We start from the raw sequence: 24,565 nt of genomic DNA on the forward strand, positions 1-24,565 counted from the left end.
TTATTAAGCCATCAATATTTTATCTGGCGTAATCGGTAAATCGTATATACGCTTACCTGTAGCATTGTATATAGCGTTGGCTATGGCAGCTGCGGCACCAATGATACCTACTTCACCCAACCCTTTTGAACCCGATGGGTTGCTATTGACATCTGGCTTACCAATAAAAGCCACTTCAATTATGGGGGCATCAGCATTTACAGGAATATGATATGCACCAAAATCGTTGCCTATACCCGTGCCCAATGTTGCATCAATGGTTTGGTATTCAGTTAATGCCATACCAATACCGCCAACACAAGCACCTGATATTTGATTGGCTGCTGCTTTTTGATTTACAATAGTACCACCATCGGCCACACACACCATTTTGTGCATTTTTACTTTACCTGTTTTGGTGTTTACTTTCACTACACAAAAATGAGCGGCAGATGAGGCAAATGCAAATTGTTTTCTTTCTTCACCCGGGGCGGCAGTGGCCATTACTTCTACCACTTCTAAATTATTCTTACGCCAAATATCAGCAAACAATACTTTTACCGAAGGTTGTGCCTTTATAGTTATGGCATCGTTGGTTAATACGAGTTCGTCAACCCCTACGGTTTTGAAAGCGGTGTTTTGTTCAACAGCCCATGTGGCTAATTTTGTTTTTAACTGATTGCATACCGCTACTATAGCACCGCTGATAGATGATAAGCCCGTGCTGCCACCTTGACTAGGCGCTGGAGGTAGGTTAGAGTTGCCGAGTTCTACTTTAATTTTTTCTTTATCAATACCCAATGTACTGTATGCCATGTTTTGTACACCGGTGCCCGTGCCCGTACCAATATCCGTCATGGCGGTTTGTACCACTACCGTTCCATCTTTTGTCATTTGTATACTAGCACTAGCGCTGGTTCGGCCTGCATTCCACATACCTACTGCCATGCCGTATCCTATTTTCCAATCGCCTTCGGTTAAAGTACCTGGTGTAGCGGGCCTATTTTGCCATTGAATCATGCTGGCACCTTTGGTAATACATTCATCAATATAATGAGTGCTCCAAGGTTTACCACTATCAGGATCTATTTTCAATGCTAGGTTTTTTAAACGCAAAGCAACAGGATCTTGCTGTAATTGGTAACTCAATGTATCAATGGCACTTTCCACTGCAAAGGCACCTGTACAGTCACCTGGCCCCCGCATCCATGTAGGTGTACTGAGGTTGAGTGGTACAATGGCTGATTCTGTTTTAAGGTTTTCGATGTTATACACCAACCTTGATATTCGAGTAATGCCTTCGTTAAAATTATCGTACACGGAGGTACTGTGCTTGGCTTGGTGCCATAAGCTAGTAAACTTACCGGTAGCATCTGCACCTATCACTAGTTTTTGCCATGATGCTGGTCGGTACCCTACCAATGTAAACATTTGCGGACGAGTTAATACTACTTTCACTGGTCGCTTTACTTGTTTAGCTGCCATAGCAGCTGCCAAAGTGTTGGGCCATACTTTTAAACCTGAACCAAAGCCACCACCAACAAATTCACTCACTACTTGTATATTATCAACAGGCATTTTGTATAAGCCAGCAAATACCCTTTGCACATTGTTTACCCCTTGGTTTTTATCGTACAAAAGCAACTTACCATCATCTTGCCAATGAGCAATAGTGGCATGCATTTCCATTGGGTTATGCACTTCATTTTTAATGGTGTAAGTACCTGATACTTGTACACTTGCTAGTTGCAGGGCATCGATATTGCCCCTATCTTTACCAGCAGGTTTTAATGGTACGTTGGCATGGGCTTTATCAAAGTCAACTACAAAATTCGTTTCATTGTATTCGGCTGTAACCAATGAAGCAGCATAGGTAGCTTCTTCAAAAGTTGCTGCAATAACCAATGCAATAGGTTGACCTTTAAAAAATATTTTATCGGTATGAAAAATAGGCAAACTAAACCTACTGGCTTTAATAGCAGCTTCATCAGCCAAACCAGGTACCGTTTGTTTGTTGAGGTGGGTAATAATATCAATTACGCCATCAGCCATTTTAGCATTGGCCGTTTGAATGGTTTTAATGGTACCTGCTGTAATAGTACTCGTTACAAAAACGCCGTAACACATGTTCGGCAATTGGTACTCGGCAGCATATTTACCTTTACCTGTTACTTTTGCCATGGCTTCTACCCTACCTTCTGGCGGAGGTGTAGGCATATCAACATATTCATCAAAAAATTCCATATAAAAAAGTTATACAGTTAAACAATTTTGTAGGGCTGTTTCAATAGCGCCTTGCAACATCAACGTTTTAAAACCATTATTGGCCAAGGCCTTGGTTTCACTCACCGCAATAGTAGCGGCAGCGGTAAAATTAGCAGCGGTTGCTGCTTTTCCTTTTAAAAATGCTGCTGCTTTGTTCCAGCGCCAAGGTTGGTGTGCTACACCACCAGATGCAAGTGTGGCTGCTACAATGGTATTACCGTTTAATTGTAACCCTGCTGCTACTGATATTAATGCAAATGCATATGAATCACGATCACGAACTTTTACATAACTGTAATGTTTATTAAAAGGATTATCGGGTATTTCAATGGCATTGATGATAGCCCCTTCAGGTAAATTATTATCAGCTGCAGGGTTATTACCCGGTAAGCGATGAAAATTATTGAAAGCAATGGTACGTTGGTTATTGCTTTTATCAGTTATGATTACATTGGCATCTAATGCAGCTAAAGCCACACAAAGGTCTGATGGATGCACTGCAACACATTGATCGCTGTAGCCTACAATTGCTGCCATGCGTTGATCGCCAGTAAGGGCACTACATCCACTACCTGGCGTACGTTTGTTACAAGGCGATACAATATCGTAGAAATAAGGACAACGAGTTCGTTGCAATAAGTTGCCTCCTGTTGAAGCCATATTGCGTATTTGAGGAGAAGCACCTGCTAATACTGCTTTGGCTACTAAAGGAAATTGAGCCACCACAATTGGGTGTTGGTGTAGGGCACTATTGCGTACCATAGCACCAATACGAATGCCCTTAGTTGTTCGTTCAATTTGGTTTGATAACGATTGTGTAACATCAATAACTACATCAGGTGTAGCAATGGCTTTTTTCATTAAATCGACCAAATTGGTGCCACCTGCAATATATTGTGTAGCAGCCGTTTTTTTGGTAAGGGCTTGCCGAACATTGGTTGGTTTACTAAATACAAATGGTTTCATATGGCTACTTTTTGAATAGATTCAACAATACCGTTATAAGCGCCGCAGCGACAAAGGTTACCACTCATAAATTCTTTTATTTCAGCAACTGATTTGGTGTGCCCCTCTTTAACACAGGCCACGGCCGACATAATTTGCCCCGGTGTACAATACCCACATTGAAAACCATCGCATTCAATAAACGCTTGTTGCATGGGGTGTAAAGTATCACCATCTGCAAGTCCTTCAATAGTGGTAACATTTTTACCGGGCAACATGGCAGCTAACGTAAGGCAACTCAATACCCTTTCGCCATCAATATGAACGGTGCAAGCACCGCATTGTCCGTGATCGCAACCTTTTTTAGTACCCGTTAAATGCAATTGTTCTCTTAACACATCTAAAAGGGTAGCACGGGTATCAGCACTAATGGTATAAGGCTTTTTATTGATGTTGATGGTGAGGGGTATCACCTCTTTGGGAGGAACAAAATAATTTTTTACTTCCTCATAGAGTGCTTTCACTTTTGATGGTATCAACGATACCGCACCCACCACAGATACTGACTTTAAGAAGAACCTTCGGGAGAAGGATTGTTTTTCCATACCATAATATTTGTAACAATTTACCAAATAAGTATGATAAAGCATGTACTATTTTTTTTAAAACAATCAACTTGCATTTCAACATATTCAATCAATTACAGCGGCTGTTGAATCGATATAAACGCAGTTCACCCTTTAATAATTTTCGATTTTTAAAGCAAAAAAAGTGTTTACGGAATAGCAAGGTTTTCAGTTTAAAGTATGATTCACTTAACTTAGTAATAGCATTATATTGTATGGTATTATCTGAATTTACACCCAGTTTATATTTAAGCCCTTATGTGAGGGTGTACCGTATTGTGCAATTCGAAATTAAGGGCCATGATTTACCTTTTAAAGCGTATCCACCTCGGCCAGAACAATGTTTAAGTTTTTACCCTAAAGACACAGAAACCGTTACCTATATAAACGAAGGCACTAGTTTTAGTAAGTTACGTACCGTGGTGATGGGACAGCAAACAGGCGTAACCCACCGGTTTGTTGGCCATAATTTCTTAGTATTTCAAGTTGTATTTGCTCCCGGAGGTTTATTTAAAATGACAGGCATACCTGCCGCCCTTTTGAATAATTGTTATTTAGATGCTTCCTTAATATTTTCGAAAGATATTACCTGTGTTAATGAACAATTGTTTGAAGCTCAAAATGAACAAACAATGGTTAGCATTGTAGAGCAGTATTTAAAACAACAGTTATACAAAACCAAGTTGGTTACACACCCTATTGATATGGTTGCGCCAAAACTTTTAACGTTACACGATGCTTTTACTATTGAACAACAAGCACGAACAGCATGTTTGAGCTTGCGCCAATATGAGCGTAAGTTTGTGGAAAGAATGGGTGTTTCACCGAAATACTACCAAAAAATTGTACGCTTTGAACATGCATTTCGATTAAAAAACAAGTACCCTTCATTAGATTGGTTATCTATAGCCATACGCTGTGGCTATCATGATTATCAACATTTGGCAAAAGACTATAAAACCCTTACCCAACAATTACCCAATGCTTTTCATGAAATGGATAGTGCTGCCCCCGAAAGACTTTTTGGTGAGGCAGATACCTATTAAAAATTGTCGTTTTTTTACCACCATCAGCTTCATTACGCAATCGATATTTGTGTAGTACAAATAAGCTATTTAAAATGAAAAGAAAACAGTTTTTATGGAGTACTGCAGCTGCAATACCTGCGGTTTTATTTGGTAAAAGTATGGCTGGTAACTTACCACCCAAACGCCCCAATAAAGGGTTTGTTGTTAAAGCTGGCAGCAGCAAAACAGGCAATGAGGTAATGTTGGGTGGCAAAAATGCCAACAATGTAAAAGTTGCTAGTAAAGATACTAATGGTGATTTGGCGATTTTTGAGTATATCGGTAAAGAAAAGGGTGGACCACCATTACATGTACATCCGCACCAAGATGAAATTTTTTTTGTGGTAGCAGGAACGTATCTTTTTCAAGTAGGTGATGAGCAGCATCGTTTACAAGCAGGTGATACCATTTTTTTACCTAGAACGGTACCGCATACATTTGCACAGCTATCTGATACTGGTCATTTATACTTTATGTTTCAACCTGCTGGTAAAATGGAAGTTTTTTTTGAAGCATTGGGTAGGTTAAAAGCACCACCAAGTGCGGCTGAAGGCGCTGCGTTGTTTGCTCAGCATGATATGAAAGTAGTAGGTGCTCCCTTAGCCTTTTAAGCCATCGATATGTTGCTATCAAAAAATTTTAATGATACAACCGTTTTATATAGGTAATAAAAAAGCCATTCAAAATTGAATGGCTTTTTTATTACTATTTTATGAAGCTTAAACTCTAAAGTGAGCAAATGCTTTGTTGGCTTCTGCCATACGGTGTGTATCTTCTTTCTTTTTGAAAGATGCACCTTCACCTTTACTTGCAGCTACAATTTCGTTTGCTAATTTATCTGCCATGCTACGACCGTTTCTTTCACGGCTGTAACGTACCATCCATTTGATACTTAAAGAAATTTTTCTATCAGGACGTACTTCAGAAGGAATTTGGAAAGTAGCACCACCAATACGGCGACTTCTTACCTCAACACCTGGAGTGATGTTACTTAATGCTTTTTTCCATACTTCGTATCCATCTTCACCTGTAATTTTCGCTACTTTATCTAACGCATCGTAGAAGATGTTGAACGCACCACTTTTTTTACCTTCCCACATTAAGTTGTTAACGAAACGAGTTACCAATTTGTCGTTAAACTTTGGATCGGGTGCTAAAGGGAGCTTTTTGGCTTGTGCTTTACGCATTGCTTAATTTTTAATTTGGGGGCTGAATTTCTTCAAGGTTTAAAACTTTACTCAACCCTATGTTTAATGAATAATTACGTTGTTAAAAAGCTACTTATTTCTTAGCTTTTTTAGTACCATATTTACTACGGCTTTGCTTACGATCTTTCACACCTGCAGTATCTAATGAACCACGTACGATGTGATAACGTACACCTGGTAAATCTTTTACCCTACCACCACGTATCAAAACGATACTATGCTCTTGTAGGTTGTGACCTTCACCCGGAATGTAAGCGATAACCTCAATTTTATTAGTCAAACGTACTTTTGCTACTTTACGTAACGCAGAGTTTGGCTTTTTAGGCGTAGTAGTGTATACTCTCGTACATACTCCACGGCGTTGAGGACAAGCGTCTAATGCTCTAGACTTGCTTTTAGCCTTAATAATTTCTCTTCCTTTTCTTACCAGTTGTTGTATAGTTGGCATTTATATAACCTTTTTTTTCGGACGGCAAAGGTAGGAGTAAGTTTTCAAAAAAGGAAATAAAACTTCGGAAAATCTGCATTTTTTTTCAAATAAAATAAAAAACCTTCATTTCTGAAGGCTTTTTATCAATAATCAATCAAGAAAAATTACAATTTTACCATCCACCCGTGGGTATCTGCTACTTTACCGTAACGAATGTTGTTCAAAGTTTCTTTCACTTTAGGTGCTACTTGTAATGTAGCGGTATCAAATTCCATTACATAATCTTTATAACGCAACTCTTTAATTAAAGAGATGGTTGCAGCCGTACCTGTACCAAATACTTCTTTTAAAGTACCTGCTTTATGGGCTTCAATAACTTCATCAATATTTAAGGCTCTTTCTTCTACCGTTAGGCCCATTTCCTTTAAAATAGTGATTACACTGTCTCTTGTAACGCCTTTCAAAATAGTACCCGATTCTAAATCAGGTGTAATGGCTGTGTTACCAATAATGAAGATAACGTTCATAGTACCACACTCCTGCACATATTTGTGCTCGTAAGCGTCTGTCCACAAAACTTGATCGTACCCTTTTAATTTTGCTTGTGCAGTTGCATACATTGCACCACCATAGTTACCAGCGGCTTTTGCAAAACCAATACCACCTGGCACGGCACGTACATATTGCTCTTCCACATAAATACGCATAGGGGTAGCATAATAAGGACCCGTAGGGCTTAAAATGATCATGAATTTGTATTTATCACTTGGTTTAACACCAATGGTTTCATCGGTACTAAACATAAACGGACGAATATATAGGGAGTGGTCTACTTTTTCAGGTATCCAATTAGCATCTAACTTCACTAATTGTTTCATGCCTTCCATAAAAATTTCTTCAGGAACGGTAGGCATTTGCATTCTTTCTGCCGATGCGTTGAAACGTTTAAAGTTATCGAGTGGTCTAAAAATATATGGCTCACCAGCGTCATTCTTGTAAGCTTTTACACCTTCAAAAATAGCTTGACCATAATGAATAGCCGCTAACGATGGCGCCATTAACAAAGGTTGGTACGGTTTAATTTCCACGTTTTTCCATTCACCATCTTCATAATCTGCTTCCAACATGTAATCCGTCATGTATTTACCGAAAGGAATATTTTCTAAATTGATATCGTTCAACTTGCTCCTTTCTATCTTTGTTATATTAAAATCTGCAGCTGCAATCATAATGATTAATTTTGCTGCAAAGAAACGAAATTTTACCAGCAAAAAAGACAGTATGAGTTTAGATAATATAAAATTGTCAACGACTACCATAAGTGATTTATATAAAAACACCTTAGTAAATACGTCGAATATTGAAAATTATCTAAAAAACGACGAAAATACCGTCAGTTCAAACAACAACTCTATACAAGAAAAAAATCTTATTCAAAACGCTACTATAAGCCCTGTTGAAAAAATAAAATACTTGGGTAATAATGGCAGGCATATTTTAATAGCAGTAGCAGATGCTGATAATGCCTTTTTAGATGATGAAAGTTTGAGTTTTTTAATTAATGTGTTGAGTGCTTGTAGTGTATCAATGGCTGATGTGGCAGTCATTAATACCCATCCCTACAGTGGTATACAACAAGCAGCCATTATAGAACAGTTTGCCCCAACTATTTTAATATTTGCTGGCACTACGCCAGCACAATATGGATTTCCTTTGCAGATACCTCATTATCAGGTACAAGCCTATCATCAACAACAGTTTTTGGTAACCCCAACGTTTAAAGCTATAGCGGCTGATGTTGCTCAAAAAAAGTTATTGTGGGCTGCCCTTAAAAAAATATTTTCCATTGCTTAATACATTCCCATGCAATTAATTTTTGCTACCAATAACCAACATAAAGTACAAGAAATAAGTGCTGCCCTTACAGATGGGTTGCAAATTATTACTTTAAAAGATGCAGGTATTGATATTGATATACCTGAACCACATGATACGTTAATTGCCAACGCCATTGAAAAAGCCACGGTTATTCATCAACTAACCCAACAAAATTGTTTTAGTGAAGATACAGGCCTTGAGGTAGCGGCTTTACATGGAGCACCAGGGGTAAGAAGTGCTCGGTATGCAGGTGATAAAGCGGATCATAAAAAAAACATTGCCTTGTTGTTAAAAAATATGGAAGGCATTGCTGAACGTAGTGCACAATTTAAAACGGTTATTTGTTTGGTTTTAAACAACGAACAATATTTTTTTACCGGTATTTGCGAAGGCCGTATTATTGATACCGAAATAGGCACCCAAGGTTTTGGGTATGATGCGGTGTTTGTACCTAATGGAAGTAATAAAACATTTGCTCAAATGGATATTGCCGAAAAAGGACAGTACAGTCATCGTAAAAAAGCATTGCAACAATTAATAGATTTTTTAAACCAATACCATGGCTAGAGTAAAAATTGATATTGCCACCCCCAGCCTATTTTCAACACAAATACCAGTACGCATTACAGATGTAAATTATGGTAACCATGTGGGTAATGATGCATTGGTAAGTATGGTGCATGAAGCAAGAATGCAATGGCTTACGTTTGGCGGTTTTAGTGAACTAGATGTAAAAGGTGCTGCACTAATAATGGGCGATTTAGCAGTTGCATATAAAAGCGAATCGTTTTATGGCGATATACTTGATTTCTCAATATCAGTGGATGGTATTACCAGCGTTAGCTTTGAAATATATTACCAAATAACCACTGTTCGTAATGGCATTACCGTTACAGTAGCGCAAGCCAAAACAGGTATGGTATGTTATGACTATACAGCCAAGAAAGTTGTAGCTATACCTGCTGCCTTTAAAAAGTTTTTAAGTCATTAAATATTGTTCCAAATTTGCCAATTGGCTTCTGCCTGAATGGCCAACATATCATACCCATTTTTTACCAATGTGTGTTGATGTAAACCTTGTTGTAAAAAAGCAGTGACGGCAGGCTGGTATACTAAATCATACAACAAATGCTGTGGCGTTAAGTATTGGTATGGTATAGCCGGTAATGAGCTAACATTTGGGTGCATACCTAGTGGTGTGCAATTGATGATAAGTAAGTACTGTTGTAGTATGGTTTTATCAATATCATTATAGGTGATGCTATTTTTATGCTGCTGTTTTGATCTGCTAACAATTACATAATCAATACCTAACTTATTCAATACAAATTGAACCGCTTTTGCTGCACCGCCTGTACCTAATACCAAGGCCTTTTTATGGTAAGGTTGTAAAAGGGGTTGTAATGATTGCTCAAAGCCAGTAACATCCGTATTATACCCGGTTAATTCACCATCATTAATGGTAATGCAATTAACGGCACCAATTTGTAAAGCCGTATCGTTTATATGCGTTAAGTAAGGCATTACAGCCTCTTTATAAGGAATGGTTACGGCTAACCCTTTCAGCTGTGGCGTTTGTAATAAAAGGTTAGGTAATGCAGTAATGCTGGTTAATGGATATAATTCAAACTGAGCATTTTTAATGTGTTCCGTTTGAAACTTATGTGTAAAATATTGCTTTGAAAACGAGTGCCCAAGCGGATATCCAATTAAGCCATATAGTTGCATATTGCGGAATGTTTATCAAAATAAAAAACCTTTTTGCTTGTATACACAAAAAGGTTTTTAAAATATTGTTTAAAAATGCATTACTTATCTAAATAAAACGAAAAAGTATCTCCTCTTAAGCCAATACGCATGGCTTCTAAAGCAATCATTTCTGAAGGCGCAATATTACCTAAGTTAACATTACAACCAATTAATTCTAAAAAGTATAACTGTTGTGCTTTTTGAGGTGCTTCCCATAATATTTTTTCGGCTGGTATTTGGGTTAAAATTTCTTGCACCAACCCTTCACGTACTTCACCTGAGCCTCTATAAATACCAACATTACCAGCTTCACGAGCCTCTGCAATTACATAACTTGCACCAGCACTTAATTCGGCACTCATCAATTCTATCCACTTATATGGCGGTATAATATGAGCAGCATCTTTACTACCTACTTCACTTAATACAGTACCATGTTTAATGAGTTTTTCAATATAGCCACATTTTTCAGTATGTGGTATGGTGATTGAACCGTCACTCACTTCCATATGTGTAACACCAAAATCTTTACACATAGCTATATAATCATCAAATTGATTGCGAATTACAAACGCTTCAAACAAAGTACCACCAAAATAAACAGGTACATTATGCGCTGCATACACGGCTAATTTATCTCTCAAATTGGGGGTTACAAAGGCGGTACCAAATCCTAATTTTACAATATCAACATGCGGACCAGCTACACTCATAAAGTTTTTAGCTTCTTCAACACTTAGGCCTTTATCCATCACCATTGTTATACCGTTGGTACGTGGTTGACTGGTACGAACGGGCATTTGAGAGAGATTAAAATTCATTTATACAATTTTTGCAGATCTAATAATTTAATTTTTGCAAATATATTTAAAGTAAAATAAAAAACCCTATAGAACTTATCGACTACTCTTTTTCTTGTAACGGGCTATTAAAGCCACTACTTGTTTGTTTTTTAAGATACGGGGATCGAGTTGTATAAATTTCTTTATAAACTTTGGTGCCAACATCATGGCATTTTCTAACACTAGCAAAGCTTCTTTTGATTTACCTGCGGCAAACAAAAACATGCTTTTATAAAATTGAAAAATGGGTTTATGTTCCGTTTGTTCGTAGGCGTAATGGGCATATTCAATACCTTCTTCAAACTGATTGGCTTGCAAGAGGCATTTCAATAATTCCGTCCACCCACTTACATTTTTTGGGCGCATACGTACTACATTACCGAAACAGGTTAGTGCTTCATCCATATTATTCATTTGCATGTAGCATTGCCCTAACGCCAAATTATAATCAGGTTGCATTGGGTTAGGTTTTAAGGCGGTATACAAACATTTTATAGCACTTTGCCATGCTGCTTCATTCATATAAGTACATGCAATTTTATAATGCATGCGTACATCTTGCGTATCTAAATGGCTGGCTTTTTTGTAATAAAAACGGGCTTGTGCAAATTTTTCGAGTCGATCGTAACAATGCCCAATTGCTTCATATATTACGGGCTCTGGCATGGAAAGCTCCAACACCTTTTCTAACATTTCAATAGACTCTTTGTATTTACGTAACCTTAAATAGGCGTCGCCCATATTGCGGTAAGCATTCTCAAATTTTTCGTTGATGGCCGTTACATAACTGTATGCATCAATAGCTTTTTCGTGCAATTTAATGCCTTGGTAAGCGGCGCCAAGGTTAAACCAAGCTAGTTCATTAAATGGTTGTTCTTCAATGATTTCTTTGTGAAGGGTGATACTTTCTTCATTACGACCGGTAAAATCTGTCCAAAAACAAATTTTATACAAAGCCTCTTCGTTAGCAGGATCTTGTTTGAGAATTAAAACCAAACAATCGAATACTTTTTCAAAATTTTCGTAATCGTCGTAAACATCTGCTAATTCAAATAACAAATCAATTTTATCATCGCCGTCAAATAGTTCAATGGCATTTTCTAATACTTCGGCTGCTTTTTGTTGCATATCGAGCGCTAAGTATGCCTCTGTTTTTAAAATGTATAAATTGCTATCGCTATTGTCAAGCAGTTCCGATTCATCGAGCAATAACAACCCTTCTTTGTATTGTTTGGTAACTACAAGCAAGTTTGCTTTCAATAATAATAAAGATGCTGTATTGGGATATTGGTTAATAGCGTATTCGCATACCACTAGTGCCGTTTGTAATTGATCTTTATCGTCAAAGTATTCAATTAAACGTTCAAAACCTTCTTTTTCTATAAATGAGTTAGGGCGGCCCATGCGAAGGTTATCGTATTGAATTAAAAGTTCTTTTATTTCCTCCCTATCATGTCTGTACCTATCGTTTTTCATCTGTCAATATTCTATAATGTAATTTAATCAATTCGATAGCATAAAAAAATTAATGCAAACTAGTTATCAACTAAAAAATAACATTTCGTATGAAAATAAATTTGTTTTATTATAAAATTAATTATATTTGTTATAGTTAGATTATGAAAAAAATCACAAAAATATTATTATTCACTGTTTTGTTTGCGTTGCAAATGAATGTAACCTTTGCTGATAGAGGCGTTGGTAAGAATAAGAATAATAACAAAGTGGTGATTAATATCAAAACTACTAACAACTTCAAATCTAACCTCAACTTCAATTTAAGAAACGGTATGAGTTATACCGGAAGTTTGAATACCAAAAATATGGTTAGTACCAATACTTATTCAAACACTTTTATTACCTACCAAAAAGGTAGTAGTGTGTACATATTACCTTACAAACAAAAGATTTTAGTAGCCGATGTTCGTCAAGGTTATACTGGTACAAAATTGATTATTAAGGTTAACTAATTTATTCTCCTCTTTTTAATTGTTGGTTCTCTTCGTATGTCATGGTTCTAAATCCAGCTTTAGGAGCATCAAATTTTGAAGCTAAAATACCTTCAAAACTATATTTCAATAAACTATATTTAAAGTTTAAGTTGCCTGAAGATAATTCGTATTGTACTGGTAAACCTGGCAATTGGGGAAATGCATTATTATAATTTTTATTAGCAATTATAATTGATGGGTCAAAATACACCGTGTATTGTTTACCATCAGCAGTGGCCACTGCCTTTTTACAGTTGTAGCCCAATATGTTGGTGGTATTATCATCAATCGTAAATTTCAAAGCACTGTTCGACTGATTTTTTTGTTCCCAATTGGCTTTTGTGGTAGTAATCATTAATTTTTGACCGCTATACTCTTTTAAAATATAACCTGTACCGGTTTTGTTATCAAAAACGGTTGTTTCAGTACCTGGAGTGCTCACCATTTCTGTTCTACTTCTATCTTTTGTAACAAACAATGTAACGGTAGCACCATTTAAGGCGCTTGCTACTTGCTTTTCACCTTTAGTACTTTCAATGGCAATTTGATACGTTATTACGCCTTCATTCATTATTTTTTGGGCAAATAAGCCAGTGGTTAAGCCACTTAAAATAATTGAATATGTAAATTTTTGGAACATAGTATTTGTTTATAATAAAGATAATAAAATAGTGTGCCGAAATACCTCCTAACTTGAATATAAAAAAGCTGCACTCATAAAAGTGCAGCTTCGTAACAATATTTTAACTTAATTAGTTTTTATTGGTTTTGTTTTTCAGCTCTTGCAATTTACGTTGGCTCTCTTGCATTGCTTCAACCTTTTCTTGAATTTTTGATTTCTTTACAGGCTTCTTTCTATTTTCATTGATTTGTGCTAAAATTTTATCGTGATCAATAACGTATTTCTGAATCACAATTTGCAATATCAATGTAATCGTATTTGATACAGTATAATACCAAGTTAACGCTGCAGGCAATTTATTGAACACACCTAGTAACAATACCGGGAAAATATAAGGCATGTACTTCATAAGCGGATTACTGTTATCCTGCATATTACTCATGCTATAAATAGAAATCAATAAACTGGTAGCTACGGCTGTAAGTGTAAACAAACTTACATGGTCGCCATAAAAAGGCACTTCAAATGGTAATTTTAAAATAGAATCGTACGACGCTAAATCATTAGCCCATAAAAAGTTTTTACCTCGTAAATCGATGTTACTTTGAAAAAAGTAGTATAACGACATAAAAATAGGTATTTGTAACAATGCAGGTAAGCAACCACCTAAAGGACTCACCCCTGCGGTACGCCACAATTTCATTTGCTCCATGCTAAATGATTGTTGATCAAGCTGGCCTGTTTTGTCAGTAAACTTAGCTTTCAATGCATCTACTTCTGGCTTTAGCACTTTCATTTTAGCTCCACTCAAATAACTTTTGTATAAGATTGGCGAAGTAATTAAACGAATTAAAAGCGTTACTAACAAAATTACAATACCCATACTTGCAATGTTGTTTTGCAAGAAATCGAACACCGGTAATAAAAAGTAGCGATTGATATATTTTACAAAAGAGAAAATACCTGTACCATAAGGCACAATATTTTGTAATTGATTATCGTATTTTTTTAAGATGTTGTAATCGCTTGGTCCGTAATAAAACTGTAAAGCTGTAGTAGCGTTTGCAGCAGCAGGTACAGCTACTTTTAAGTTAGCGGTTGTTCTAAATAAGTAGGTTGATGAATCAGCAGGTGTTTTCCATTCCATTGAACCTGATTCAAATTTAGTTTTGGCAATTAATGCAGCAATAAAAAATTGTTGTTTGGCCGCAACCCAATTAACGCTTTTGCTAAATGCCTTTGAATCGGGCTTTGCAGCGTATTCAAAATCAAAATTATCATTGGTAACAAAACAAACATGTGATTGTGTAAGTTCGTATTTGTGATCTTTTTCTACTTGACTTGCTTCTGATTGCCAGTTAATATTCATGGCATTTTGATCGAACCAATCATTACCTGTTGTAATAATATTTAAGTCGAGCATATATTCACCTGGCTTCAAAGTATATTGGTGCACCAATGATCTTGTACCTGATGTATCGCCTGTTTTAAATGATATGGTTTGACTATTATCAGCATTTTTGGTAACAGCAGTTGCTATGAAGTTGATGTTTTCTGTTTGTGCAGTACCCCCTATACCATTTTTAATAGCGTAAGAAAATTTATTGAAACTACCTGCTTGTAGTTGTACTAGGCTGCTATCGAATTTTTTATACTTTTTAAGTTCTACCAAAGTTGGTTGTGCGCCTTTAGTTGAAAAAGTAATTTTAACTACATCGTTTTCAATACTAACAGATTGAGGCTTTACGGTATCTTGCAAGAGGCCACTTGTTTGTTTTGCCAATTTTAAAGAATCCGCTTTTTGTGCATCAAGTTTTAGCGCCACTGAATCTACTTTTGGCTTTATTAAAGCCAATGAATCAGCTATACGTTTTGCAATAGCAGCTTGTTCTTTATCATAAGCTTGCTTGCTTTTACTGTTAATTACAAACATACCAATGAGTAAAGCTCCAATTAAGCCAAACCCTATCAGTGTATTCCTATCCATTCCCATTGTATTCAATTTTTATTTAAAACAGATCATGTGTTGTTCAAACAATGATCCACTATTTATTTTTTGCCTTATTGGCATTATGGGTGCAAATGTAGGTAAGTTTATGCTGTACTACCTATAAAAAATGCCTTCTTTGTAGAAGGCATTTTTAAGTTTATTTGGTGATATTATTTTTTAGCACCTGCTTTTGCAGCATTTGCTTCTTCTTGTTTCAATTGACGTGTCATTGTTACAGAAGCAATAGGAATACGAGGTGAGTTCATAATTTCCATGTTTTCCGCTTTAATATCTTCTACACGAATGTTTTCGTTTAATTGTAAAGCAGTAATATCTACTTCGATATTTTCTCTTAAAAACTTAGGTAAAGTTTTAATTTTAACCGCTTTCATTTTAGTTACCAATTTACCACCGGCTTTAACACCTGCAGGTGTACCAACGTACTTTAATGGTAAAGTAGCAATTACTTTTTTATCATCTACTAATTCTAAAAAGTCAACATGCGTTAATACATCTGTTACTTTATCAAATTGTAAATCTTTCAAAATACAAGTGTAGCTATTACCATCAACGGTAATTTTAGCTAACATAAATTCAGAAGTATACACGATACTTTTGAATGAAGATGCAGGAGCTGCAAAATTTACTTCAGTTTTACCACCGTAAATTACACCCGGCACCAATTTCTGAGAGCGAATTTGGCGGGTGGCTTTTTTTCCGCTTTCGGTCCTCAGTTGTCCTTCGATGTTAATTGTTTTCATTATCTAATTTTTTATGAGGTGCAAAAGTAATACATTACCTGCACATTTTGGCATTTATTTCAAAGTAATACAGTTCAATGACTACTATTTTGCGCCTCTAACCCTTCCACGAATAAACAAGCTGTTGATGCTTTTATTTTCGTAGGCATTACGTAAGGCTACTGCGAACAGTTCATCTACCGATAATATTTTGATTTTATCGCAACCTGGTTTCACGGGTATAGTATCACACACCACCAATTCTTCTAACACACTGTTTTCGATATTTTCGTAAGCCTTACCACTTAAAACAGGGTGTGTACACAATGCTCTTACGCTTCTAGCACCTTTTTCTTTCATTAACCCAGCGCTTTTGGTAAGGGTACCGCCAGTATCGCAAATATCATCTATCAATACAATATCTCTATCAGTAACATCGCCAATAACAACCATGCTGGCAATTTCGTTGGCTCTTTTACGGTGTTTGTCACAAATCACCATTTCACATTCAAAGTAAGTGGCTATTTCTCTAATTCTGTTGGCGCTACCTACATCAGGTGCGGCAAAAGTAAGGTTTGCTAAATTTAAACTTTCAATATAAGGGATGAATATGGCGGAAGAATCGAGGTGATCAACAGGTATATCAAAATATCCTTGAATTTGCGGAGCATGTAAATCCATGGTTACTACCCTATCAGCACCAGCAGCAGTTAACATATTGGCTACTAATTTTGAGCCTATGGCCACCCTAGGCCTATCTTTTCTATCTTGCCTTGCAAAACCATAATATGGTATAACCGCAATCACTTTGTAGGCAGATGCACGTTTTGCAGCATCAATCATCAACAATAATTCCATCAAATTATCTGATGGTGAGTAGGTGCTTTGAACTAAAAATACAAAGCGACCTCTAATACTTTCTTGAAACTCAACTCCAATTTCGCCGTCGCTAAAACGTTGAATATTTACTTTACCCAAAGGTTCACCAAATTTTTTGGCTATTTTTTCAGCTAAGTATTGCGAACCCGTACCTGAAAAAATTTTTACGTTAGATTGCATGAAAAAGTTTGTAAGATGATAAATATGCTGCGAAAATACACTTAGTTTGTGTTATTAATTTATACCCTATGGAAAAATCTTCTAACAAAAATACCACCATTAAAAATTGGGCTATTGATGACAGGCCTAGAGAGAAATTAGAACAATTAGGTGCTGATAAATTAAGTAATTCGGAACTATTAGCTATCATCATCAATAATGGCAATACAGAAAAATCTGCACTTGATTTGGCCAAAGACATTTTGAAGTTGTGTAACGATGAACTAGATTTATTAGGCAAATTAACCTTAGCAGATTTACAAAAAATTAAAGGCATTGGTATTGCTAAAGCGGTACGTATTGCTGCGGCATTGGAGTTAGGCAATAGGCGTAATGCTGGTGATATTATCAATAAAATACAGTTTAAAAGTAGTGCTGATGTAGCTAAGTATTTGAGTTACCAATTAAAAGATAAGTTACATGAAGTATTTGCCGTACTATTTTTAAACCAAGCCAATAAAGTAAAAGCTTTTAAGATAATAAGTAGTGGTGGCATTACAGGTACTGTTGCTGACCCTCGGGTAATACTACGACATGCCATTGAAGAAAGTGCTACCAATTTAATACTATGCCACAATCACCCCTCTGGTAATTTAACACCAAGTAAGGCTGACCATGATATTACGCAGAAAATAAAACATGCTGCCAGTTTTTTAGATATAAAAGTACTCGACCATATCATTGTAAGTGATGAGGGTTATTACAGTTTTGCAGATGAAGGGTTGATATAAAAAAACTGATTTCATAGATGAAATCAGTTTATAAAAATATTAAAAGCATTTGTTAAGCTTGACCAGCTGGGCCTCCGAAATTAAAAGGTATTTCAATAGCTTCTAAATCTTGGATGGTACCGTTTACTGCTTCAAATTTTTGTACATTTTCCACAATAGCTTTCATAAAGCGCTTTGCATGAAAAGGGGTCATAATCAAACGGCTTTTTACTTTGCTTTTCGGCGCACCAGGCATTACATTGATATAGTCGAATACAAACTCAGCATGGCTGTGTGTAATAATAGCCAAGTTAACGTAAGTACCCTCAGACATATCCTCTGAAATTTCGATATTTATTTGATTGGGTTGATTTTTATCAGACATTGTTTGTATTTAAAATTAGACAAAAAAAAGCTGCACGTTTTAACGTGCAGCTTTTAAATAATTATTTCAAATTAAAAATAAATTTGATCAGGATCGTAACTAAACTCTTCAGAAACTCTTACAGTTCTTGGTGTTACAACACCATTAATTGTAGTTGTTAAAGTGAAAGTATACTTCACTTTAAGCGTACGATTGTTGTTAGATGTGTAAACGAAAGCATTGACACCAGTAGGATCTAATGCTAAGTTCGTAATTGCGGTAGATGGCGCAGACAATGTACTTTGAGTAACAGCAGTTACTTGACCAGTAGCGTTTAATGTAAAACGTGGTCTGAAAAGAGCAGTACGTGCACCAGTTACTAGGTTGTTAACTTCTAAGTTAGGGTTTACTGCCCCTGCTAAAGCATATACATACTGATCAGCATATTCAACTACATTAGGAGTTATTTCCATAAGATACTCCGTTTTTAAGTTGTTAATACCAAATTGGTTTGCTGGATCAACTACTGAACTTTTGTAAGTGTAATTAGCAGTGATATCAGATGCATTGAAAGTTGAAGTTAAGTTGAAGTTAAAATCAGAATAATTAATCCAAACATCAATATCACTGTCAAAAGATGATATAGCACCTTGATTTGCACTTGTTAATTTAAAATTAACTGCATAATCATCATTAACGTTTAAAGCAGCTTTGTTAACTGTAAAGAATACAGGGAAAACTATTAATGGATCTGTAGATGCAGGCACTGTAATATCAGTTACAGTAATTGCATTTGCAGGTAATGGTGAGAAACCTGGTAAATTGGTCATAGTAACTTTTAATACTAATGGACCATTTAGCTTAGTTTCACGAGCTTGAGCGATTTTCAAAGTAAAAAACTTCACTGATTCAGTTGGTCTTTTAGTAAAATTAAAGTTCGCTACAGTATGATCATATCCAGCGCCGATGTTTTGTGCATCGGTATTGATATATGCTTTTTCTGAGATAGTAGTCAAAATTGACCCTTTATCATTTAGTAATCCACCTACATCTGATTTAGACTTTAAGCAAGAGCTAAAAGTGGCAATCATTGCGATGAATAAACTATATTTTATAAATTTCATATACTTTTTTATTTATAGGTGATGACTTAGTTAACGTCCCAGAATAATTTAGTTGTAAAACGATTGATATTTTGTGGAACATTCAATGAATTGTTATCAAACTCAGTTTGAGGGTATACATAACGAACTGGCTCAGGGTTAGAAGTAGATGCAGTAGTTCTCACACTTGCAGGAACCATTGTTACTACTGATTGACCAGAAACTTTTCTGTATTCAGCCCATTGTTCTAAACCATTGATATGTGTTAATGACAACCATTTTTGTCTTAAAATAGCAGAACGACGTGCATCAGCTGTAGTAAAGCTAGCAAAAGCAACTGCAGGACGCAACAAATATCTATCGCAGAAACCGTCAGCTACAGCATTTGCAGCAGTACCTGCTGTTGAAGGCGCTGCCACTGTTCTGAAATGAGAACGAATACCAGTTTCATATAAAGTTTGTGCGGATGCACCATTTACGGTAGTATTATACTTAGCAGCATACTCTGCTTGTAAGAAGTAAGACTCAGCAGCTAACATTAACATACCTGCCCTTGTACCAAAACCTACTTGTACTTGGAAAGCACCGATAGGACTGCAAGATGCGGTTGCAAAACCAGAACCTGCTCCTAATGGAACACCTACATAAGAAGCGACTGTTGCACCCGTACCAGTGATTGAAGTTGCAGCAGCATTACCAGTAAAAGTAGAACCTGATGGGTAAGCTAAACCTTGTAAACGGAAAGTATCAGCAGCACCAGTACCAGTTTTTAAGTAATTGATGACTACCGCATTCATTTTACGATATTGATAGTTACTTTGTACGTTGTTAACTTCATTGTAACCAAAGTTAGCGTAGAAAGGGTTCAATTTTCCACTTATGTTTTGGTAACCAGGTTGAATTAAAACATTTGATGTTAAGAAACCATTGGCAGCACGGGTTGCAAATTTTTGTTGAATGTAAGCATCTCTTGTACCACCCATCATGCTTTGACGCATAAGGATTCTTAATTTCACTGTGTTCGCAAACTGTATCCAACTAGTTTTGTTTAGCGCAAACATAATATCCTGTGATGTAAAATCAGTAGAAGTAGGCCATGTTTTACGAGCCATTCTGTCCATCGAGCTATCTAAACGATCAACTAAATCTTCATATATAGTTTGTTGGTTCGTGTATTTTGGAGTAATGTTACTTACACCTTTGAAAGCATCTGTATAAGGCACATCACCATACATATCCACTAGTTGTTGGAATACATAACACTGCATTACATCAGCTGGTTCTTTCCAATAAGAAAAACCTGAAGCATCTGCATTTTTAATTACATAATCGTAATCAGCTAAGTTATCGAACAAACCACTAAAAGCATTATAATCAGCTGATGTGTACTCGTAAGTTTTATCATTACCACCACCTGTAAAGCTGGTGCTGTGAGCGTAAATACCCGTCCATGTTCCTGGAACAATTGTTACGTTGGTACTTGCTTGGTTACGGTAAGTTGTACCAAGTGCCCCCGTCATAATTAAATCAACTTTTGGAACAAGGTTATTGTTTGGATCGTTATTTACATCTACAAACTTCTTACAACCTGTAAGGGCAACAAGCGCAAGTACTGTAGATGCTAATCCTATTTTAAATTTTTTCATATTTAATTTTTTTTAGATGTATTAATTAAAATACTAATTTAAGTGTTGCACCCATTTGACGTACTGGAGGTGTGTTTAAAGTAGTGTTAATACCTTGAGAGTTACCAGAAGTATTTGATAATTCAGGGTCAGTATACCAGTTATCTTTAGGTAATAATGTAATTAAATTACGACCCCAAACACTGAAACTTGCATCTTTGATGATTTTACGACCACCTAAAATTGATTGTGGGAAATCGTAAGAAATTGAAACGTCTCTTAACTTCCAGAAATCAGCTGAAGTAACAAATGCTTCACCAACACCTGATAAACCTCTTGAGAAACCAGCATCACCATAACCTTGGTAAATTGCTTTGTAGCTATCAACTGCCACGTTTGTGTTTGGAACTAACTTACCAGTACCATCATCAACTACTGAATTAGGCCAGATAAATTGTTGACGATTGTAAATAGCTGTAATTGCGCCAGAACCAGTGAAAGCCATATCAGTACCCAAATCATGATACAATAATGCACCACCTCTGTACTCTGCGTTCGCTACGAATGAAATGTTTTTGTAACGAATATTTAAACCAACACCTAAGTTGTGACGAGGTAAAGTTGTACCTTGGTTTACACGACCATCAGTTCTTAAAGGCCAACCATCGTTAGCATCAACAATTACTCTACCTTGAGCATCTCTTTGGAATGCAGTAGTTCTTAAGTAAGGGAATGTTTGACCTACAGTAGCGTTCAAACTTGCTCTATCATCTGGAGCTTGGTATTCGAAACTTCTTAAACCAGTTGCACCAAATAATTGATCAACTACGTTTGTGTTATTAGAATAGTTAGCAGAAACATTAATTGATAAATCTTTCGTTCTGTAAACGATTGCTTTGATATCAGCTTCATAACCTTTGTTCGTTACATTTGCTGCATTTAATCTGTATGAGCTAAAGCCAGAAGCTGGTGAAATTGCAACAGTTAAAGATTGGTCATTAGCTTTTTGTTGGTAAATAGAACCTTCTAAAACTAAACGATTTTCAAATAATGACAATTCAGCACCTACTTCTTTAGACTTAATTTCTTCGGGTTTTAAGACTGGACTAATCAACGTATTACCAACAGTACTACCCAATAAACCTGCATAAGGGAAACCACCAGCATTAGGGTAAATTTGTTGCAACTGATAAGCAGCAATATTATCGTTACCGTTTACGTTGTAGGCAGCTCTAATTTTGATATAATCAACTATTTTTGATTCTTTGTTTTTGATTGATGGAATCAATTCTGAAACGTTGAACGCAATATCTCCACCATAGGTAGAAAAATATGGTTTATTATAACCAATAGATGGTGCATAATACAAAGAACTAAAATCAGTTCTATAAGATCCATGTAAATAAACAATATCTTTAAACCCACCCGTTACATCTACAAAACCTCCAATTTTTCTACTTTGTGATTCACTGTTACCACCTGGAGTTAAACCAGTACCACTGTTTGTTAAATTATATAAATCAGAAAAACCAAGGCTTGCAGTTGATAAAGCAATATTTTTTGTACGTCCAACTACTGCTTGAGTTCCAGCCAAAACTCTTAAAGAGTAGTTGTTGAATTTTTTGTCATACACACCGAAACCATCAAATACTAAACGGCTACCAGTTGCTTGAGATTCACCATTACCACCTGGAATTGGTGTAGAACGAGCCACAAATTTACCCAAACCTGTTAAGAAACGGTCATAATCATTGTTATAATAGTTAACAAAACCACCCGTTCTTGCCCAGTTAGAGTAAGTATAGTTGTTTGAAGTAGTAGTTTGTGTTGTATTCGTTTGTGCAATAGCAACTCTACCTGTAAAAGTTAAATCACTAGTAGCTTTGTAATCTAACTTAAAGTTACCATTAAATATATAAGACTTTGTATTGAAACGATTGTTATCTCTTTCCCAATAAGGGTTGTTGTAATAATCATTGTAATAACCATTAGGCGTTGAGAATTTATCGTTTTTCCAATCCTTATAACGATCAAATGGTACCCAACTTGCTGAGTTTAAAGCAAAGAAATAAAAGTCAGAATTTGTTCTTTTAGCATTATCAAAAGAGTAAGATGCATCATAAGAAATACTGATTTTATTATATGTTTTGCTTGCATTCATTCTTAAGTTATTTCTTTCGTACTTATCGCCACCTACAATACCTGTAGTGTTTAAATTTTGGTAAGACAAGAAGAAAGAAGATCCATCACCACCAGCTCTGTAAGAGATATCTGATTGACGAGTATAACCTTGGTCCCAAACTCTTTTACGGATATCAGCGATATCAGAATAAGGTAATAATTGAATAGAACCATCTTGTACTGTACGACCTAAAGGACGAATTGAACCATCGTAAGCTGGACCATATTGTTGGTTTTCAGCTGGGTGGAAGTTTTCATTGTTGTTAGCACCGTAAGCTGAACCCGAACCAAAACCATGTTGTGTTCTTGGTAAGTAAGCTAAACTTTCAACGTTGATTGTATTTGTAAATGTAACTTCTGGTTTTCTGTTACCTTTCTTAGTAGTAATAACAATTGCACCATTTACACCATCAGAACCGAATAAAGTTGCAGATTGACCACCTTTTAATACGTCAATCCTTTCAATATCGTTCGGGTTAATAATGTTGATTGTGTTAGCAGGAACTGCCACACCATCTAAAACGATTAATGCGGTATTATTACCTGTAATTGAACGTAAACCACGAATAACGATACGTGGAGCACCATTTACAGATGAAGAGTTATTTTGAATTGATAAACCTGATACTTTACCAGAAAGTGCTTGCGCAACGTTTACTGGACGACCATTGGTTAATTGTGTTTGACTTACTGAAGCCCTAGAAGTACCATTTGACTTCGCAGTAGTTTTCAAACCAAGTGCACCAACTGTTACCAAGTTAAGGTCAGTACCTGCGGCACCATTTCTTGTTACTGAAATTACTAAACTTGTAGATGAGCCTGAATTAACATCTTTAGTTGCAATACCAACGCTTGAAATCTTAAGCGTAGCGTTAGGAGCAACGTTTGCTAAACGGAAATTTCCGTTTTGATCTGTAGCTGTACCAGCGTTAGTACCTACTACCCTTACGGATGCGGCTTCAACTGGTAAACCCTTCTCATCCGTAACTGTTCCGGTCACCACTCGGTTTTGTGCGAATGCCAACACTCCAAAGAGCATAAACATCACAAACAGTGATAAAATTCTTGTCATGAGCAAAAAATTAAGGTTTAATGAAATGTAAAAATAAGGATAAATTTTAAACGTAAAGAAATTGTTAATTAAAAAAATTA

At 36.1% G+C, this 24,565-nt stretch carries 24 protein-coding genes; 7 read left to right on the forward strand and 17 right to left on the reverse strand.

The features are described from left to right. Positions 1-3: 3 nt before the first annotated feature. Genes ACFOWM_RS04920 through ACFOWM_RS04930 form a run of 3 tightly spaced genes read right to left on the reverse strand, consistent with a single transcriptional unit; the run spans position 4 to position 3,794 of the window. Positions 4-2,223: a xanthine dehydrogenase family protein molybdopterin-binding subunit gene (locus ACFOWM_RS04920; RefSeq protein ID WP_379707566.1), complete on the reverse strand. Its 2,220-nt coding sequence runs from the start codon at positions 2,221-2,223 to the stop codon at positions 4-6. A gap of 9 nt (positions 2,224-2,232) precedes the next feature. Next, positions 2,233-3,210, reverse strand: coding sequence for an FAD binding domain-containing protein (locus ACFOWM_RS04925; protein ID WP_379707567.1), 978 nt, complete (start codon positions 3,208-3,210; stop codon positions 2,233-2,235). Next, positions 3,207-3,794 carry a (2Fe-2S)-binding protein gene (locus ACFOWM_RS04930; RefSeq protein ID WP_379707568.1) on the reverse strand — a complete coding sequence of 196 codons (588 nt, stop codon included), beginning with the start codon at positions 3,792-3,794 and terminating at the stop codon, positions 3,207-3,209. The genes ACFOWM_RS04925 and ACFOWM_RS04930 overlap by 4 nt, the downstream gene beginning before the upstream one ends. 236 nt (positions 3,795-4,030) lie before the next feature. Between ACFOWM_RS04930 and ACFOWM_RS04935 the strand changes: the two genes are divergently transcribed. Together ACFOWM_RS04935 and ACFOWM_RS04940 are read left to right on the forward strand one after the other, a co-directional pair. After that, entirely contained in the window at positions 4,031-4,861 is an 831-nt protein-coding gene (locus ACFOWM_RS04935; RefSeq protein WP_379707569.1) for a helix-turn-helix domain-containing protein, read from the forward strand. Positions 4,862-4,935: 74 nt separating this feature from the next. Beyond that, the gene (locus tag ACFOWM_RS04940) at positions 4,936-5,493 is read left to right on the forward strand and encodes a cupin domain-containing protein (RefSeq protein ID WP_379707570.1); all 558 of its coding nucleotides are present in this window, start codon (positions 4,936-4,938) and stop codon (positions 5,491-5,493) included. A gap of 108 nt (positions 5,494-5,601) precedes the next feature. On the opposite strand, the gene rpsG is transcribed toward ACFOWM_RS04940, so the two are convergent. From rpsG to ACFOWM_RS04955, 3 genes are all read right to left on the reverse strand, one after another. Beyond that, the gene (gene rpsG, locus ACFOWM_RS04945) at positions 5,602-6,069 is read right to left on the reverse strand and encodes a 30S ribosomal protein S7 (RefSeq protein WP_379707571.1); all 468 of its coding nucleotides are present in this window, start codon (positions 6,067-6,069) and stop codon (positions 5,602-5,604) included. Between the two features lie 94 nt (positions 6,070-6,163). Then, on the reverse strand, positions 6,164-6,538 hold the full coding sequence (rpsL, locus tag ACFOWM_RS04950) for a 30S ribosomal protein S12 (RefSeq protein WP_255157446.1): 375 nt from the start codon (positions 6,536-6,538) through the stop codon (positions 6,164-6,166). A 146-nt stretch (positions 6,539-6,684) separates the two neighbouring features. Beyond that, on the reverse strand, positions 6,685-7,749 hold the full coding sequence (locus ACFOWM_RS04955; protein ID WP_379707572.1) for a branched-chain amino acid aminotransferase: 1,065 nt from the start codon (positions 7,747-7,749) through the stop codon (positions 6,685-6,687). Positions 7,750-7,801: 52 nt separating this feature from the next. On the opposite strand from ACFOWM_RS04955, the gene ACFOWM_RS04960 reads away from it, so the two are divergent. The 3 genes from ACFOWM_RS04960 to ACFOWM_RS04970 are packed head-to-tail and all read left to right on the forward strand — an operon-like array spanning position 7,802 to position 9,389. After that, positions 7,802-8,374, forward strand: a complete 573-nt coding sequence (locus ACFOWM_RS04960; RefSeq protein WP_379707573.1) for a hypothetical protein — start codon at positions 7,802-7,804, stop codon at positions 8,372-8,374. Between the two features lie 9 nt (positions 8,375-8,383). Continuing rightward, positions 8,384-8,965 carry an RdgB/HAM1 family non-canonical purine NTP pyrophosphatase gene (rdgB, locus tag ACFOWM_RS04965; protein ID WP_379707574.1) on the forward strand — a complete coding sequence of 194 codons (582 nt, stop codon included), beginning with the start codon at positions 8,384-8,386 and terminating at the stop codon, positions 8,963-8,965. After that, entirely contained in the window at positions 8,958-9,389 is a 432-nt protein-coding gene (locus ACFOWM_RS04970) for an acyl-CoA thioesterase (RefSeq protein WP_379707575.1), read from the forward strand. The genes rdgB and ACFOWM_RS04970 overlap by 8 nt, the downstream gene beginning before the upstream one ends. Here the strand turns inward: ACFOWM_RS04970 and ACFOWM_RS04975 are convergent. The 3 genes from ACFOWM_RS04975 to ACFOWM_RS04985 form a co-directional block, all read right to left on the reverse strand. Beyond that, positions 9,386-10,126 (reverse strand): shikimate dehydrogenase family protein, encoded by a 741-nt coding sequence (locus ACFOWM_RS04975; RefSeq protein WP_379707576.1) that lies wholly within the window; start codon positions 10,124-10,126, stop codon positions 9,386-9,388. The genes ACFOWM_RS04970 and ACFOWM_RS04975 overlap by 4 nt on opposite strands. 80 nt (positions 10,127-10,206) lie before the next feature. Further along, positions 10,207-10,968: a phosphosulfolactate synthase gene (locus ACFOWM_RS04980; RefSeq protein WP_379707577.1), complete on the reverse strand. Its 762-nt coding sequence runs from the start codon at positions 10,966-10,968 to the stop codon at positions 10,207-10,209. A 75-nt stretch (positions 10,969-11,043) separates the two neighbouring features. Beyond that, positions 11,044-12,465: a tetratricopeptide repeat protein gene (locus ACFOWM_RS04985; protein WP_379707578.1), complete on the reverse strand. Its 1,422-nt coding sequence runs from the start codon at positions 12,463-12,465 to the stop codon at positions 11,044-11,046. 143 nt (positions 12,466-12,608) lie between these two features. On the opposite strand from ACFOWM_RS04985, the gene ACFOWM_RS04990 reads away from it, so the two are divergent. Then, a complete protein-coding gene (locus ACFOWM_RS04990) occupies positions 12,609-12,959 on the forward strand; it encodes a hypothetical protein (protein WP_379707579.1) in 351 nt (116 codons plus the stop codon). Between the two features lies 1 nt (position 12,960). On the opposite strand, the gene ACFOWM_RS04995 is transcribed toward ACFOWM_RS04990, so the two are convergent. The 4 genes from ACFOWM_RS04995 to ACFOWM_RS05010 all read right to left on the reverse strand — a co-directional run bounded on the left by ACFOWM_RS04995 (position 12,961) and on the right by ACFOWM_RS05010 (position 17,391). Next, positions 12,961-13,620, reverse strand: a complete 660-nt coding sequence (locus ACFOWM_RS04995) for a hypothetical protein (protein WP_379707580.1) — start codon at positions 13,618-13,620, stop codon at positions 12,961-12,963. A gap of 112 nt (positions 13,621-13,732) precedes the next feature. Then, a complete protein-coding gene (gene yidC, locus ACFOWM_RS05000; protein ID WP_379707581.1) occupies positions 13,733-15,589 on the reverse strand; it encodes a membrane protein insertase YidC in 1,857 nt (618 codons plus the stop codon). A gap of 173 nt (positions 15,590-15,762) precedes the next feature. After that, positions 15,763-16,353 carry a 50S ribosomal protein L25 gene (locus ACFOWM_RS05005; protein WP_379707582.1) on the reverse strand — a complete coding sequence of 197 codons (591 nt, stop codon included), beginning with the start codon at positions 16,351-16,353 and terminating at the stop codon, positions 15,763-15,765. A gap of 84 nt (positions 16,354-16,437) precedes the next feature. Then, entirely contained in the window at positions 16,438-17,391 is a 954-nt protein-coding gene (locus ACFOWM_RS05010; protein WP_379707583.1) for a ribose-phosphate pyrophosphokinase, read from the reverse strand. A gap of 68 nt (positions 17,392-17,459) precedes the next feature. Here ACFOWM_RS05010 and radC point away from each other — a divergent pair, with 68 nt between their 5' ends. Then, positions 17,460-18,161, forward strand: coding sequence for a RadC family protein (radC, locus tag ACFOWM_RS05015; RefSeq protein WP_379707584.1), 702 nt, complete (start codon positions 17,460-17,462; stop codon positions 18,159-18,161). 52 nt (positions 18,162-18,213) lie between these two features. Here the strand turns inward: radC and ACFOWM_RS05020 are convergent, their stop codons facing one another. The 4 genes from ACFOWM_RS05020 to ACFOWM_RS05035 form a co-directional block, all read right to left on the reverse strand. Next, on the reverse strand, positions 18,214-18,525 hold the full coding sequence (locus tag ACFOWM_RS05020; RefSeq protein WP_379707585.1) for a DUF3467 domain-containing protein: 312 nt from the start codon (positions 18,523-18,525) through the stop codon (positions 18,214-18,216). A gap of 71 nt (positions 18,526-18,596) precedes the next feature. Next, positions 18,597-19,520 (reverse strand): hypothetical protein, encoded by a 924-nt coding sequence (locus tag ACFOWM_RS05025; RefSeq protein WP_379707586.1) that lies wholly within the window; start codon positions 19,518-19,520, stop codon positions 18,597-18,599. 134 nt (positions 19,521-19,654) lie between these two features. Beyond that, positions 19,655-21,253 carry a SusD/RagB family nutrient-binding outer membrane lipoprotein gene (locus ACFOWM_RS05030; protein WP_379707587.1) on the reverse strand — a complete coding sequence of 533 codons (1,599 nt, stop codon included), beginning with the start codon at positions 21,251-21,253 and terminating at the stop codon, positions 19,655-19,657. A gap of 25 nt (positions 21,254-21,278) precedes the next feature. Next, a complete protein-coding gene (locus ACFOWM_RS05035) occupies positions 21,279-24,485 on the reverse strand; it encodes a SusC/RagA family TonB-linked outer membrane protein (RefSeq protein WP_379707588.1) in 3,207 nt (1,068 codons plus the stop codon). Positions 24,486-24,565 lie beyond the last annotated feature (80 nt).

This window comes from Ferruginibacter yonginensis (genome assembly GCF_042651465.1).
GTDB classification, from domain to species: Bacteria; Bacteroidota; Bacteroidia; order Chitinophagales; family Chitinophagaceae; genus Ferruginibacter; species Ferruginibacter yonginensis.

Coding starts and splice junctions, on each gene's coding strand:
- ACFOWM_RS05010 (WP_379707583.1), bottom strand. CDS start 17,391: ATGCAATCTAACGTAAAAATTTTTTCAGGTACGGGTTCGCAATACTTA.
- ACFOWM_RS05035 (WP_379707588.1), bottom strand. CDS start 24,485: ATGACAAGAATTTTATCACTGTTTGTGATGTTTATGCTCTTTGGAGTG.
- rdgB (WP_379707574.1), top strand. CDS start 8,384: ATGCAATTAATTTTTGCTACCAATAACCAACATAAAGTACAAGAAATA.
- ACFOWM_RS04990 (WP_379707579.1), top strand. CDS start 12,609: ATGAAAAAAATCACAAAAATATTATTATTCACTGTTTTGTTTGCGTTG.
- ACFOWM_RS04985 (WP_379707578.1), bottom strand. CDS start 12,465: ATGAAAAACGATAGGTACAGACATGATAGGGAGGAAATAAAAGAACTT.
- rpsL (WP_255157446.1), bottom strand. CDS start 6,538: ATGCCAACTATACAACAACTGGTAAGAAAAGGAAGAGAAATTATTAAG.
- ACFOWM_RS04955 (WP_379707572.1), bottom strand. CDS start 7,749: ATGATTGCAGCTGCAGATTTTAATATAACAAAGATAGAAAGGAGCAAG.
- ACFOWM_RS05020 (WP_379707585.1), bottom strand. CDS start 18,525: ATGTCTGATAAAAATCAACCCAATCAAATAAATATCGAAATTTCAGAG.
- ACFOWM_RS04925 (WP_379707567.1), bottom strand. CDS start 3,210: ATGAAACCATTTGTATTTAGTAAACCAACCAATGTTCGGCAAGCCCTT.
- ACFOWM_RS04995 (WP_379707580.1), bottom strand. CDS start 13,620: ATGTTCCAAAAATTTACATATTCAATTATTTTAAGTGGCTTAACCACT.
- ACFOWM_RS04980 (WP_379707577.1), bottom strand. CDS start 10,968: ATGAATTTTAATCTCTCTCAAATGCCCGTTCGTACCAGTCAACCACGT.
- ACFOWM_RS04940 (WP_379707570.1), top strand. CDS start 4,936: ATGAAAAGAAAACAGTTTTTATGGAGTACTGCAGCTGCAATACCTGCG.
- ACFOWM_RS04920 (WP_379707566.1), bottom strand. CDS start 2,223: ATGGAATTTTTTGATGAATATGTTGATATGCCTACACCTCCGCCAGAA.
- ACFOWM_RS05005 (WP_379707582.1), bottom strand. CDS start 16,353: ATGAAAACAATTAACATCGAAGGACAACTGAGGACCGAAAGCGGAAAA.
- ACFOWM_RS04970 (WP_379707575.1), top strand. CDS start 8,958: ATGGCTAGAGTAAAAATTGATATTGCCACCCCCAGCCTATTTTCAACA.
- ACFOWM_RS04960 (WP_379707573.1), top strand. CDS start 7,802: ATGAGTTTAGATAATATAAAATTGTCAACGACTACCATAAGTGATTTA.
- radC (WP_379707584.1), top strand. CDS start 17,460: ATGGAAAAATCTTCTAACAAAAATACCACCATTAAAAATTGGGCTATT.
- ACFOWM_RS04975 (WP_379707576.1), bottom strand. CDS start 10,126: ATGCAACTATATGGCTTAATTGGATATCCGCTTGGGCACTCGTTTTCA.
- ACFOWM_RS05030 (WP_379707587.1), bottom strand. CDS start 21,253: ATGAAAAAATTTAAAATAGGATTAGCATCTACAGTACTTGCGCTTGTT.
- ACFOWM_RS04930 (WP_379707568.1), bottom strand. CDS start 3,794: ATGGAAAAACAATCCTTCTCCCGAAGGTTCTTCTTAAAGTCAGTATCT.
- rpsG (WP_379707571.1), bottom strand. CDS start 6,069: ATGCGTAAAGCACAAGCCAAAAAGCTCCCTTTAGCACCCGATCCAAAG.
- yidC (WP_379707581.1), bottom strand. CDS start 15,589: ATGGATAGGAATACACTGATAGGGTTTGGCTTAATTGGAGCTTTACTC.
- ACFOWM_RS04935 (WP_379707569.1), top strand. CDS start 4,031: ATGGTATTATCTGAATTTACACCCAGTTTATATTTAAGCCCTTATGTG.